Raw genomic sequence first — 13231 nt, 5'->3', positions numbered from 1 at the left:
CATAAGTTAGTTTTTAGCTCGCTTTTGACCAAATAGCGGATCCTATGTCCGTTAGACTCAAATATGAGCCCAATTCTTGAAAATAGCGGAATGTATGTCCGTTAGGAGGTCTGAAGTGACTATTGCGAAAAGCTAACGGACATCAGATACACTATTGTGCTCATTTTCGCTGTTTTCGCAACCGTAACGGACATAGAAGCCCTTATTTGGCTYCAYRAGTTAGTTTTTAGCTCGCTTTTGACCAAATAGCGGATCCTATGTCCGTTAGACTCAAATATGAGCCCAATTCTTGAAAATAGCGGAATGTATGTCCGTTAGGAGGTCTGAAGTGACTATTGCGAAAAGCTCCGATTCTTGAAAGTTACATCTTGCTGCTCAGTTAAGGTCAAGGCTAATCGCACTCATCATGGTTAAAAAACGCGCGCTAAGAAATAGACCCATTACGTTACCTATGCTGCAAATGAGTGAAGCAGAACGTCGATAATTACGATGAGTATGGCATGGATGTCATTAGACAAATAGAACAAGACGTTGTATAGTAACAACGGATCATTTTATAGATGATGGACGGGGATAGATGCTCCATATCTTCACCTGCATGATCCGATATTGTTGGAGAAGCTGTTCGCTTAGCCTAATTAGAAAAAGCGTATACTAGCATTTCTGACTCAAGGTCGGGGATGCTATTTTTAATACGATATATGACGCAGGAGGAGTAAGGAAAATGAAAAGGTTACATAAAAGTACAATGAAAACGCTAGTAGGTTTGCTGCTCGTGATGATGCTTGTATTCACAGGAGCATGCGGTACAAATAAGGACACAGTCAACGAGCCGGGAAAAACAACGAACAATGCTGGTCAGGCTGCAACTAACGAGCCATCCAAGGCGAATGAATCGACCGTTTATCCACTAACATTAAAGGATGATACAGGTACGGAAATTACGTTTGAGCAAGAGCCAACTAAAATTGTCTCGCTTGCTCCTAGTGAAACCGAAGCTATTTATGCAATCGGCTCAGGTGACCGCGTTGTAGGTGTTGATGAATCAAGCAACTATCCTGAGGAGGCGGCAAGCAAGGCAAAGGTTGGCGATATGACGACGAATATTGAAGCTGTTGCAGCTCTCAATCCGGATCTCGTACTGGCTTCTTCTTCAATGAACGGAGAGGCAATCACGAAGCTCAGAGAACTGAAAATTCCGGTCTATGCGACAGACCCTCTCACGTATGATGCAGTTATTGCCAAAATCGAAAATTTAGGTCATATTATGAATAAACAATCCGAAGCGGCTGAGGTTGCAGGCCACATGCTTTCAGTGAAGCAACAAGTTTCGGATGCAGTTAAGAGTGCAGTGAAAAAGAAAGTGTATTTAGAATTTTCCCCAGGCTGGACCGTTGGATCTGGCACATTCCTTGACGAGTTGCTGGCACTKGCTGGCGGCGAGAATGTTGCTGGAGCTGCTCCAGGCTGGTATGAGGTGAGTGCGGAGTCGATTGTTACTCAGAATCCCGAGCTTATTGTATACCCTGCATTGAAGGAGGAGCCGAATCCGATTGTTGTTGGCATTGAGAGCCGTCCAGGCTGGAATGTCATTGATGCGGTGAAAAATAAGCAAATGCATGCAGTAACGGAGGACCCGCTTGTTCGTGTAGGGCCGAGACTTGCAGATGGTTTGCTGGAGCTTGCGAAAGTGATTCACCCGGATCTCGTAAAATAATGATGACCTATAAATTAGTTTGGTATGGAGGAGCAGCTATGCTCCTTCTTGCTGTTTCTATCGTTGTAAGTTTGTCGATTGGCTCGGCTGGTATTTCCATACGAGATGTTTGGGGTATTTTGCTTCATCAGCTGCCTTGGCTTGCCGACAACTCAGTCCCTTATACACCTGCCGAAATAGCGATCGTCACGCAAGTACGTCTATCGCGTATTTTGCTTGCTGTCCTCGTTGGTGCTTGTCTCGCACTTGCTGGCACGGGCTTTCAAGGGGTTCTTCGAAACCCGCTGGCTGATCCCTATACTCTAGGAGTATCTTCGGGGAGCTCAGTTGGTGCATCGTTCATTATCTTATTCGGCTTGCAGTCAGCGATTGGCATGTGGACGATACCGCTAGTTGCTTTTGCTACAGGAACCTTGACACTGCTTGGTGTTTTTTGGTTGTCTCGCAACAAGGGTGTTATACATATTGAAACGCTTATTTTATCAGGGGTTATCATCCAGTCCTTTTTAGGCGCTTTTGTATCCTTCATGGTGTCGGTTTCTGAGGGCGTCGTGAATCAAATTTTGTTCTGGTTAATGGGATCGCTTGCGATGAGAAGCTGGGAACATGTATATATGCTTATACCTTTTCTCGCGGTAGGCTTTCCACTTCTGCTTGCATATGGGCAATCCCTCAATTTATTTGTACTGGGGGAACGCCATGCAGCGCATCTTGGCATCCATGTCGAGAGAACGAAGCTGATCGTCTTAATCAGCTCGACCTTGCTGACGGCAGCAGCAGTCTCTGTTTCTGGTGTAATTGGTTTTGTTGGACTCGTGGTTCCACATCTCATTCGTTTGCTCGTTGGCCCCGACTATCGATTAATTACCCCTTTATCGGCTATCGGCGGAGGCATATTTATTTTATGGGCGGATACGCTTGCGCGCATGGCGCTGACGCCTAAGGAAATACCGCTTGGCGTTGTTACGGCTTTGCTTGGTGCGCCATTTTTTGCGTATTTGCTGCATCGACGGAAGCTGAAGCAAGGAGGAGCGTTATGATTGAGGTGCGCAGCATCGTTCAGACGGTGCAAGGGAGGACTGTGCTCAATAAGCTTTCCTGCTCATTTCAAAAAGGGCGGATGTACGGTGTTATTGGACCTAATGGTGTCGGCAAATCAACGCTGCTGCATGTATTRTCAGGCGTTGAACAGCCGGTGGAAGGTGAAGTTTTATTCGAGGGGCAGAGCATCTCCGCATATCCAAGAAAGCGAATCGCACAAATGATGGCGGTTTTGCAGCAAAGCGGTTTGCCTCAGGTAGGATTCTCTGTGCGTGAGGTTGTTAGCATGGGAAGATACCCTTTCCAAAACTGGCTTGGCAGCGATAAACATGATTCAGAGGAAATTATTGATAAAGCGATAATGACCATGGGACTCGAAGAGCTATCGCATCGCAAAATGGATCAACTAAGCGGCGGTGAACGTCAACGTGTTGCATTGGCAAAGGTTATGGCGCAGGAGCCATCTATTATATTATTGGACGAGCCGACGACTTATTTGGACATTGGTTACCAAATTCAGCTTTTGGATACGGTACGTGCTTGGCAGCGTGAACGTGAACTGACCGTTATTGCCGTTCTGCATGATCTTAATTTGGCTTCGCTATATTGCGATGAGCTTGTCGTTCTTCATGAAGGCAAAGTTGCAGCAGCTGGAACACCCCGGGCGGTCATAACTGCAGGTCTTATCAAGCAGGTTTATCAGGCGGATACAACTGTGATCGCCCATCCTGTTACGGGTGCTCCGCAAATATTGCTCCAACCGGATATGAATATATAAAAGCTTAAAATACGCTTGAAGGAGTTATGAAATTGAAACATGCATTGGAAACTCAGCTTGCAGAGACGATCAAACAAATCAAACCATATAATGAAGAGGCAGCAGAATTAGCTGTGAAGCATTCTGCTTCATTGACGAAACCGCCAGGCAGCCTCGGCAAGCTAGAGACAATCGCCAGGCAGCTTGCCGGCATTTCAGGCGAGCTGTGGCCGGATTTGTCACATAAAGCCGTTATTGTCATGGCGGGTGATCATGGTGTATGCGATGAAGGAGTCAGTGCGTTTCCACAAGCGGTGACACCACAAATGGTGCTAAACTTTCTCAGCGGAGGAGCAGCAGTCAATGTGCTGGCAAGGCAAGCTGGCGCAGATGTTGTTTGTGTGGATATCGGTGTAAATGCGGATTTGGAGCATGAGCAGCTAGTAAGCCGTAAAGTGGTGCGGGGGACGGCCAATATGGCCAAGCAGCCAGCGATGACTCGCGAAGAGGCCGTCCAAGCTATTATTGTTGGCATTGATGTGGTTAACGAGCAGGTGCAGCGCGGCTGCCGTTTGTTTGCAACAGGCGAAATGGGTATTGGCAATACGACAGCCAGTGCGGCGTTAACGACTGTATTGACGGGTCTATCTCCTGAGGAATCAGTTGGCCGAGGAACTGGCATAAATGATGAAAGCTGGACAAATAAAGTGCAGGTAGTCAAACGCGCAATTGCTGTCAACGAGTTGGACCGCGCTAGTGTCGATCCAATCGATGTGCTGGCTAAGGTTGGCGGTGCAGAAATTGCAGGACTTGTTGGCGTTATTATCGGAGCTGCAGCAAACGGCTGCCCAGTCGTCATCGACGGTTATATTTCATCTGCTGCGGCGCTTGTCGCATCACGGATAGCGGAGCAGACGCTTCCCTTTATGATTGCTTCTCACCTCTCTCAAGAGCAAGGCCATTTGAAGCTGCTTGAATCAATTGGCTTACTTCCGATGATGCAGCTGGAGATGCGGCTTGGCGAAGGCACTGGAGCTGTATTATGTTTTCATTTTATAGACGCTGCGCTCCATCTCATGAATGAAATGGCAACATTTGAGAGTGCAGGCGTATCCAAAGGTTAGGTGAGCGTGAATGGCAATTCTAGTAACGGGCGGAGCAAGAAGCGGGAAGAGCGGATTTGCCGAGCAGTATGCGATGAGGGTTGCAGCCCGTGGATTTTATATTGCGACTTGTCAGCCGTATGATACGGAGATGCGCGAGCGAATAGGAAAACATCGCAAGGATCGTGAAGATGCAGGCTTCCGCTGGCAGACCATCGAAGATCCGCATGAAGCAGCAAATGAGCTTTACAGATTGAAAGAGCAAATCGATAAAGAAATTTCAAACGGACAGCAGCCTGCTGTCGTATTGCTCGATTGCTTAACGTTATGGCTGACGAATTGGCTTATGCGAATAGAACAAGAATCGTATGAAGATACGAGGCTGAAAATGGAGCAGCAGAAACTTCTCGAAGCTATTAACAACTATCCATACCCATTAATCATTGTAACCAATGAGGTAGGAGATGGTATTGTTCCGGCATATCCTCTAGGCAGGCTTTTTCGAGACGAGGCGGGGAGGTTCAACCAACAGATTGCTGCGATATGCGAGCGGGTTTTTCTCGTCACCGCAGGCATTCCAGTTGAATTGAAATCACAAGCGTTTAACTGGGATCAATTATGATGATTTATTCAATCAAGGAGCTCCTGCTCCTCGCAGCGGCAGCCATTGCAATAGATTGGATCGTTGGTGATCCGAAATGGCCAACTCATCCCGTCATATGGATAGGCAGGCTCATTCGACTGTTGGAACGTTTGCTTGCTCCTGAACGATTAAAGGAACACCCGGCTGCTGTAAGAGGTTTAGGTGTAGTGTTGACCGTTGTCACACTCGTTGGTTCATTATTTGGGCGGCAGATGCTATACATACTTGGCTAGGCTATGCGGTGAGCGCATGGTTTATTTCCACAACACTAGCGGTGAAGGGCTTAAAGGAAGCAGCCATGCTCGTTTATCATCCATTAGTGGAAGGCAGATTAGATGAAGCACGTAAATATGTTGGTTATATCGTAGGCCGAGATACTGCAAAGCTGGATGAGCGGGAGGCATCGCGCGCTGCAATTGAGACGGTTGCTGAAAATACGGTAGATGCGCTCGTGTCACCGTTGTTGTTCGCTTTAATTGGAGGCGCACCGCTTGCAATGCTCTACCGTGCAACGAATACGCTGGACTCCATGGTCGGATATCGCAATGAAAAATATAAGTATTTTGGCTGGTGCTCGGCACGGACGGATGATGTGTTAAATTATATCCCTGCAAGAATAACTGGCGTTTTGCTTACGCTGTCTTCGCTGTTTGATCAGAGAATGAAGGCGAAGCAGGCGTGGCTTGCCATTCGCACTTTTGCACATCTTCATCCTAGTCCAAATAGCGGCATACCGGAATCAGCGGTTGCAGGGGCGCTAGGCATTGAGCTCGGCGGTTTGAATTCGTATTTTGGTGTAATCAGTGAACGAGCAAGGATGGGATGGCCAACTCGCCAACTGGAACCAAACGATATTGTACTAAGCGTGCGATTACTTTACAACGTTAGTTTTATATTATTTGCGGGGGTGATCGCCGTATGGTTCGTCGTGAATTAAAGCTGCATTTCCAAGCACTTATTGCTGCTTTTCAATTTCTAACTCGTTTTCCAGTACCCATCACGGTTCCTTTCCAAGGATCTGTTCTCTCGCGAAGTGTCGTCTATTTCCCTGTAGCTGGTGCGTTTATCGGTATCTGTCTCCTTGCATGTACGTGGCTGCTAGCATTGTTTGTCCCTGCTTGGCCAAGTGCTGTACTGATTCTTGCGATATGGACTGCATTGAGCGGGGGGCTGCATTTGGACGGTTGGATGGATACAGCAGACGGCGTGCTGAGTCACCGCTTTCTGTCCTTACTTTTTGGATCGCCGGCACCGGTACAAACGTAGCATTAATAATGCTGCTTATTATCGGCATCTTAACGATTTGCTGCGGTGGTTTTATAGCGGCATGGTTAAATCGGAAGCTTGACGGATTAACTGGGGATACATATGGTGCGATGAACGAAGCGATTGAAGCGTTATTGCTGCTTGTGGCGGTCATCTGGTTATATGCGCAATAGAAAAGGAGTTGTTTTTGTAAAATGTTAGAAAGATATGGACATGGCGGCGATTTGCGGACCGCGGAAGAAGCGTTCGATATACCTGCGCATAAATTTATTGATTTCAGCTCGAACATGAATCCGCTAGGAGCGCCATTAAGCGTTAAACAAGCGCTTCTTGCCTATGCAGATATGATAGAGCAATATCCTGATCCAGCCGTTCGCGGCCTAAGAAAGAAGCTTGCTGAACTACATAATATTGATGCTCAATCCATTGTAGTAGGAAATGGAGCGGCAGAACTAATCGATCTAATCGTCCGTACGCTGCAACCAAAGTTAACGACGCTTGCCATTCCGTGCTTTGATGAATATGGCGATGCCATTCGGAAAATTGGCGGAGCTGTGTATGAAATTAAATTATCATCTCACATGCAATTTAAGCTTAGCCTCGATTCCGAGCATATATGCGAAGCGGCTGCCACAGGATCATTAGTTATGCTCGGTTCGCCAAACAATCCGACGGGTCAGCTCGTAGATCCAGAGCTTATACGTGCACTCTTAAGTAAAGGAGCCTACGTCGTAGTTGACGAGGCGTTTATGGATTTTGTGCCTGATGAAGCACGGTACAGTCTTGTTCAAGAAGCAACTAAGCATGAACGGTTGTTCGTCATCCGCTCAATGACAAAATTTTATGCGATACCCGGCATTCGACTTGGATACATCGTTGGCATGCCTAGAACGATAAGCGGCTTGCGACGCTTGCAAATACCATGGAGCGTTAATTCTTTAGCGCAGCTGATTGGCGAAGCGGTGCTGGATGAGAAGGATTATGCAGAGCGTACACTTGCTTGGTTAGAGCAGGAAAGACCTTGGCTCATGTCTGAGCTTGAAGCAATCGGCTTTGAAGTTAACCCAAGTGCGGCCAATTATTTGCTCATTCGGATTCCAAGCGATGCGGGTCTCAGTGCCAGCATGCTTCAGYTCGAGATGGGCAAGCAGGGGGTGCTTATTCGCGATGCATCGAGATTTGCAGGGCTTGATCATACGTATATCCGGGTTGCCATTAAACTTCGGCAGCAAAATGAACAGCTGATCGCTGCTTTTAAGCATTGCTTGCAATGGAATGAAAACCAAGGCGGATAAGGGGATTTGAACGAATTGCAAATTTCCTACCCATTACAAATTAAACTCATGTATAAGCTTCTGTGACAGCAAAAGGAGGGAAAGCAGTGACACAGCCCTTTCGCAAAGACCAGTATTATTATCAATCACAGCTATGGTGCGGCGTAAGCTTGCAGCTCCTTGAGGACCGCATTGAAGCAAGCAGCAATGTTTCTTTGTATGCGCTAAGCAGCGCAATTCATCCGGGCGGCTTTTCTTATACGAATCGTATTGTGAATTGGAAAGTTCCGCTTACTTATCAATGTGAAGATCCTGTCCTCGACATCATTAATCAATGTACGGAATGGGGCTGCGAACCAGAAGCTACAGTAGGATTATTAACAGCAGCGAAGCTGACACATGCATCAATCACTGAAATGGAAGGCGATCGGTTTAAGCTTGTCTGCTGTACGACGGTAGGCACACGAAATGCAGCAAGATCTGGTATGCCGCGAAGTACCTTCTCTGCTTATTCTCCGGGAACGATCAATATTGTTATTTTAATCGATGGTCAAATGACTGAATCAGCAATGGTGAATGCGGTCATAACAGCAACTGAAGCGAAAACAGCAGCATTACAGCATTTAGGCATAGTTGAGATGGAAACAGGACAATCAGCTACGGGGACGACAACGGACGCAATTGTCATAGCGGTTAGTCAAGCAGCAAGCTGGAATGCGGTACATGCGTATGCTGGTGCAGCTACGACAATTGGGTGCGCGATTGGAGAAGCGGTCTATGAGACCGTGTTAGAAGCAGCACGAACGCAGCATGATGACTAAGGATTAATGACCTTCGCTATAATGACTAAATGGAGGTTTGCGAATTGGAATTTTGGATACGGAAAGCGACGATCGATGATCTTAAGCTTCTCTCTCAAATGAACAAAGAGCTTATCGAGGATGAAGGCAGCCGTAATCCAATGACTCTCGCGCAGCTTGAGGACAGATTTCTTGGGTGGCTGTCAAGCGATTGGGAGATTTCATTGTTTGAGAAGGATTCTGCTATTTTAGGTTATGCGGTATATCAAATCAGCGCAGATGTTTTTTATCCAGAAGAGTCAAATGTTTATCTCAGACAGTACTACATCGCTCGACAGCAACGGAGCCATGGTTATGGAAGCGCAGTATTAAAACAATTAGTCCGCGACTCATTTCCTAGCGGTGCCAAAGTGACGATTGATGTGTTGGCCTCAAATCCGCGCGGGCAGCAATTTTGGACGAGTTGTGGCTTTGAACCCTATTATACGAACATGCAGCTTAAACAATGAAGCAGCGTACTGCTTTGACTTTTACCGACTACCGACTACGCCATGCCGGGAGACAAGATAACAATGGGGATGTTAATTGAAATTGTCTTTGAGTTTATTGCCGATTTATTTATAGCGGATGGAAACGGGAAATGGGAGAAGCTCAAACAGACAAAGTACGAGAGAAAGCTGCGAAAATGGGCAAAAGAATACGAATGGTTTGAGCATTTATCCGCAATCTAGACTTAAATTTGGAAGCAAGGCGCCAATTAGAGGGAATGCTCATCGATAAATATAAAAGAAGCAGCGGAATAAAATAGCGGAGTAACATTACAGCGATTGTGAAATCGTGTAAAATGATAAAGTTGAACAATCGGTCATAAGATCGATCGTGTGCCGCTTAGAACGGAGGAACATCTTTTGATTAAAATAGTAGGCTATACAAAACAAAAGCAATGGTTAACTGATTTAACGATAGAAGATCTAAACTCGCCTGAGCTTGACTGGTATTGGGTCGACTTTAGTAACCCGAAGGAAGAGGAGTGCAGACTGCTCGATACCTTTTTTCATTTTCATCCGCTCGCTATCGAGGATTGCTACCATTTGCTTCAGCGGCCGAAAGTAGATCATTACGACGATATTCATTTTTTTGTGCTGCACGAAATTGAGCGTAAGACGTTGACCGTAAATGAAATCAATATGTTCATCGGTCCATCGTTTATTGTTACGTTTCATTATGAGCGATCACCAGAGATTGAGGAAGCTCAAACTAAGCTATTATCTAGCACGAAGATCGGCGAGAAAGGCCAGCTATATGCGGCATATCTCGTAATAGACAAGCTGGTTGATCAATATTTTCCTGCGGTTCATGAGCTGGAAGACCAGCTTCTTGACATGGAAATCGGAAGCGGCGACGAACAAAGTCAAACGGCTATGAGCGATATATTCAACATACGTTCTAGGCTGCTGCGTTTGCGCAAAACGATTGTCCCCATGCGTGATTTATTGTATCGTATAACGAATTCCGATCGCATTGACGGGCTGAAGCCTTATATGGCCTTTTATCATGATATTTATGATCATTTGCTCAAATTGACTGAAATGATGGATTCAAGTCGAGAGATGACGGCAGATCTTCGTGACAGCTTCATTTCCTTTAACTCCAATCGGATGAACTCCATTATGAAAACTCTTACCGTTATCACGACGATCTTCATGCCGCTCACTTTTTTGGCTGGCATTTATGGCATGAACTTTCGTAATATGCCTGAACTGGAGTGGACGTGGGGTTATTTTGCTGTCATAACGATTATGCTCGTCATCGGGCTTGGCATGTATGCTTGGTTCCGAAGCAAAGGTTGGTTTAAATGAAAGTTAAGGAGCTTGGAGAGCAATGGAAATGAAAGAACCTGCTCGGATGAGCAAAAAGCGGCTGTTCACCATAGTCGGCATTATGGCAGGCATTATGCTTGTACTCGTGGTCATGCTTTATTTGATGATTATTTCACTCGGAAATCGCAATGCGGTTAATCTCTCAAAGTCTGAGCAAGCGTTGCATTACTCCTATTTTTCAGAGACATCGCCTAGCGGAGTAAAGCTGCACGTACTGCAAACAAAGCCCGCCTATGTCACGCTGGAAACAATCAATACGAATGTTACGCTTACAGGGAAGGTCGGAATTAACGGTGGATTTTTTTATGGCAATCAGCTGTTAAGCATCGGAGTCGTAAATAGTATTCCGGTTAATAAGGAAATTGGCAATTTCGGAACGGGTAGCGAAAACGTAAAATATGCGCGAGGCACACTCGTCTGGGATGGCGCTTCTGATTCATTAAGCGTTCAGGTTGCAAGCCAAGCGTCCGAGATAAAAGTGAAGGATCACACACGTTTCTGGGCACAAGGCGGCATTAGCATGAGCTTAGGCGATGATGCGCATTGGACCCAGCAGTCGGTTAAGGAGAATGCGCCGTTCCCAGATGACAATCGCTTGCGATCGGCAGCGGTGTACGATCAAGCAGGGGCATTATATTTAATTGTTAGCGAAACGAAAAACTCGCTTGCCGTATTTAGAGAAGCGATTATATCAACCGTTGGTGATGGAAAGCTGGTTGACGGCATATTTCTAGATGGTGACGGGTCGTCCCAGCTTTTTGGCAGCAAGGCATCGTTGCCTGGAGATAACAGACCGGTTGTACAAATGATTCGGATCGTAAAATGAGTTGAGATAAGATAAGGAGCAATCAGCATGAATCAACAGCAATTGCCGATTGATCAGGTATTGCCGGAACTGCTATTGGCTCTGCAAAGCGGTGTGAATGCGGTGCTGATCGCAGAGCCGGGGGCCGGAAAGACAACACGAGTTCCTCTTGCGCTGCTTGATCAGCCATGGCTGGGAAGCAAAAAAATAATAATGCTTGAGCCGCGCAGACTCGCCGCACGTTCAGCCGCTCAGTTTATGGCAAAATCACTTGGCGAGCAGGCTGGTGAAACGGTTGGTTACCGGGTGAGACTAGATTCTCGGGTTAGTTCGCAAACACGCATTGAAGTGGTGACCGAAGGTGTATTAACGCGCATGCTGCAGGAGGACCCCGCACTCGAGCAGGTTGGGGCGATCTTGTTCGATGAATTCCATGAACGGCACTTGCATGGCGATCTTGGCTTAACGCTTTGCTTGCAATCACAGCAATTGCTGAGAGATGATTTACGCCTCGTTATTATGTCAGCAACGCTGGATGCAGAGCCGATTGCCGAGCTGCTTGAGGGTGCACCAATTATTAGCAGTGAAGGCCGTATTTTCCCTGTTGAGACACAATACATGAGAGCAAAGCTTACGGGACCTATAGAGCCCCACATGGCACGAACGATTATGGAAGCGCTCCGTTCGTTTGATGGAGATGTATTAGCGTTTTTGCCAGGTGTTGCAGAGATACGCCGCACAGCCAGATGGTTAATGGAGAGCGGCGTATCTTCATTTGCTCGAGTAGAGGAGCTGCATGGCAGCTTGCCGCTCGAGAAACAAGATGCGGCTGTTGCTCCATGTGCTGAGGGCGAACGCAAGGTTGTGCTTGCGACTTCCATTGCAGAATCAAGTCTGACCGTTGAAGGAGTTAAGGTTGTGGTAGACAGCGGCTTAATGCGAGTTCCCCGGTTTTCTCCAAGAACAGGCATGACTCGGCTGGAAACATTGCCGGTTTCGATCGCTTCCGCGAATCAGCGCCGAGGGAGAGCTGGACGGTTGGCTAAAGGTGCTTGTTATCGGTTATGGACAGAGCAAGAGCATGTTTATTTGCCGAAACAGAGTACACCCGAGCTGCTTGAGGCAGATCTTGCTGCCCTTGCCCTTGAGCTAGCCATTTGGGGAATAAAAGATCCGCTGGAGCTTAATTGGTTGACGCCGCCGCCTGCAGCTGCTTATGAGCAAGCGGTTGCTTTGCTGAAAGAACTAAACGCAATAGACGGTGACRGTAAACCAACAGCCGCGGGAGTGAAAATGGCACAGTTAGGTTTGCATCCGCGGCTCGGTTCCATGATTTTGCAGGCTTCAGAGCTAGGTTCTGCACGACTCGCATGTGATGCAGCAGCTTTGCTAAGCGAACGTGATTTACTTCCACAGGAGCGCAATGTAGATGTGCAGTTACGGTTGGATTTGTTATATCAGCAGTCCGGAAAAGATGGCAAACTGCTGATGGGCGGCAGCTCCGAGCATCCCAGCAGAGGCGCAGTACGGCGAATTATCGCGCAAGCGGATCAATGGGAGCGGAAATTGTCAGCGCAAACCGCTGCCGAGACAGCTTCTGAGAAGAAAGCTCAGCACAAGTCGCCTATTCCGATTGGCATTTTGCTGGCATTTGCGTATCCGGACCGAATCGCTCAAAGGCGCAGCGATGGCCGATACTTATTAGCTAACGGCAGAGGAGCTGTATTGCCTGAACTTCAGCCGCTATCGCGTTCAGCTTATCTTGCTGCTTGCGAGCTCGATGATACAGGCTCCGAAAGCCGGATACGGTTAGCGGCTGAACTTCATCTAAGCGATATCGAGCATTATCTAAGTGGCTATATAACAGCTGAAGAGGTCGTAGAGTGGGATGCTGCTGCACAAGCTGTTCGTGCAAGGAAACGATTGCGACTTGGCAGTATTGTGA

14 protein-coding genes and 1 pseudogene are annotated in these 13231 nt (G+C 47.0%); all 15 read left to right on the top strand.

Annotation, left to right across the window (positions count from 1 at the left end):
• The first annotated feature begins 724 nt into the window (after window positions 1–724).
• Window positions 725–1717, top strand: a complete 993-nt coding sequence (locus tag AB4Z17_RS30730; protein ID WP_441964086.1) for an ABC transporter substrate-binding protein — start codon at window positions 725–727, stop codon at window positions 1715–1717.
• 2 nt (window positions 1718–1719) lie between these two features.
• On the top strand, window positions 1720–2757 hold the full coding sequence (locus tag AB4Z17_RS30725; RefSeq protein ID WP_076269388.1) for a FecCD family ABC transporter permease: 1038 nt from the start codon (window positions 1720–1722) through the stop codon (window positions 2755–2757).
• Window positions 2754–3536 (top strand): heme ABC transporter ATP-binding protein, encoded by a 783-nt coding sequence (locus AB4Z17_RS30720; protein ID WP_441964084.1) that lies wholly within the window; start codon window positions 2754–2756, stop codon window positions 3534–3536. Before AB4Z17_RS30725 ends, AB4Z17_RS30720 begins: the two co-directional genes overlap by 4 nt.
• Before the next feature lie 26 nt (window positions 3537–3562).
• Complete coding sequence (gene cobT, locus AB4Z17_RS30715) at window positions 3563–4639, top strand: nicotinate-nucleotide--dimethylbenzimidazole phosphoribosyltransferase (RefSeq protein WP_441964082.1); 1077 nt, start codon at window positions 3563–3565, stop codon at window positions 4637–4639.
• Window positions 4640–4649: 10 nt separating this feature from the next.
• Window positions 4650–5240 carry a bifunctional adenosylcobinamide kinase/adenosylcobinamide-phosphate guanylyltransferase gene (gene cobU / locus AB4Z17_RS30710; protein WP_441884668.1) on the top strand — a complete coding sequence of 197 codons (591 nt, stop codon included), beginning with the start codon at window positions 4650–4652 and terminating at the stop codon, window positions 5238–5240.
• Window positions 5237–6198 (top strand): annotated as a pseudogene (gene cbiB / locus AB4Z17_RS30705) (adenosylcobinamide-phosphate synthase CbiB). Before cobU ends, cbiB begins: the two are co-directional and overlap by 4 nt.
• Window positions 6180–6527: an adenosylcobinamide-GDP ribazoletransferase gene (locus tag AB4Z17_RS30700; protein WP_441964080.1), complete on the top strand. Its 348-nt coding sequence runs from the start codon at window positions 6180–6182 to the stop codon at window positions 6525–6527. Before cbiB ends, AB4Z17_RS30700 begins: the two are co-directional and overlap by 19 nt.
• Window positions 6528–6535: 8 nt before the next feature.
• Entirely contained in the window at window positions 6536–6700 is a 165-nt protein-coding gene (locus tag AB4Z17_RS30695) for an adenosylcobinamide-GDP ribazoletransferase (RefSeq protein ID WP_441964078.1), read from the top strand.
• Between the two features lie 21 nt (window positions 6701–6721).
• On the top strand, window positions 6722–7822 hold the full coding sequence (cobD, locus tag AB4Z17_RS30690; RefSeq protein ID WP_441964076.1) for a threonine-phosphate decarboxylase CobD: 1101 nt from the start codon (window positions 6722–6724) through the stop codon (window positions 7820–7822).
• Between the two features lie 86 nt (window positions 7823–7908).
• The gene (locus AB4Z17_RS30685; RefSeq protein ID WP_441964075.1) at window positions 7909–8622 is read left to right on the top strand and encodes an adenosylcobinamide amidohydrolase; all 714 of its coding nucleotides are present in this window, start codon (window positions 7909–7911) and stop codon (window positions 8620–8622) included.
• Between the two features lie 44 nt (window positions 8623–8666).
• A complete protein-coding gene (locus tag AB4Z17_RS30680) occupies window positions 8667–9110 on the top strand; it encodes a GNAT family N-acetyltransferase (protein WP_441964073.1) in 444 nt (147 codons plus the stop codon).
• A gap of 63 nt (window positions 9111–9173) precedes the next feature.
• Complete coding sequence (locus AB4Z17_RS30675) at window positions 9174–9332, top strand: hypothetical protein (protein WP_430054793.1); 159 nt, start codon at window positions 9174–9176, stop codon at window positions 9330–9332.
• A 177-nt stretch (window positions 9333–9509) separates the two neighbouring features.
• Window positions 9510–10460 (top strand): magnesium/cobalt transporter CorA, encoded by a 951-nt coding sequence (gene corA / locus AB4Z17_RS30670; RefSeq protein WP_441964071.1) that lies wholly within the window; start codon window positions 9510–9512, stop codon window positions 10458–10460.
• 22 nt (window positions 10461–10482) lie between these two features.
• On the top strand, window positions 10483–11307 hold the full coding sequence (locus AB4Z17_RS30665; protein ID WP_441964069.1) for a hypothetical protein: 825 nt from the start codon (window positions 10483–10485) through the stop codon (window positions 11305–11307).
• A gap of 27 nt (window positions 11308–11334) precedes the next feature.
• On the top strand, window positions 11335–13231 hold a 1897-nt coding region (gene hrpB / locus AB4Z17_RS30660), incomplete at its 3' end, for an ATP-dependent helicase HrpB (RefSeq protein WP_441964067.1).

It is taken from the genome of Paenibacillus sp. TAF43_2, from assembly GCF_052113545.1.
GTDB lineage: Bacteria > Bacillota > Bacilli > Paenibacillales > Paenibacillaceae > Pristimantibacillus.
The sequence above is the reverse complement of the archived record's forward strand: the minus strand, read 5'-3'. Positions and strand labels throughout refer to the sequence as shown.

What these genes read in the sequence shown, in the direction of transcription:
- AB4Z17_RS30695 (WP_441964078.1), top strand. Translation starts at nt 6,536, where the DNA reads ATGCTGCTTATTATCGGCATCTTAACGATTTGCTGCGGTGGTTTTATA.
- cobU (WP_441884668.1), top strand. Translation starts at nt 4,650, where the DNA reads ATGGCAATTCTAGTAACGGGCGGAGCAAGAAGCGGGAAGAGCGGATTT.
- AB4Z17_RS30725 (WP_076269388.1), top strand. Translation starts at nt 1,720, where the DNA reads ATGACCTATAAATTAGTTTGGTATGGAGGAGCAGCTATGCTCCTTCTT.
- cobT (WP_441964082.1), top strand. Translation starts at nt 3,563, where the DNA reads ATGAAATTGAAACATGCATTGGAAACTCAGCTTGCAGAGACGATCAAA.
- AB4Z17_RS30665 (WP_441964069.1), top strand. Translation starts at nt 10,483, where the DNA reads ATGGAAATGAAAGAACCTGCTCGGATGAGCAAAAAGCGGCTGTTCACC.
- AB4Z17_RS30700 (WP_441964080.1), top strand. Translation starts at nt 6,180, where the DNA reads ATGGTTCGTCGTGAATTAAAGCTGCATTTCCAAGCACTTATTGCTGCT.
- AB4Z17_RS30675 (WP_430054793.1), top strand. Translation starts at nt 9,174, where the DNA reads ATGGGGATGTTAATTGAAATTGTCTTTGAGTTTATTGCCGATTTATTT.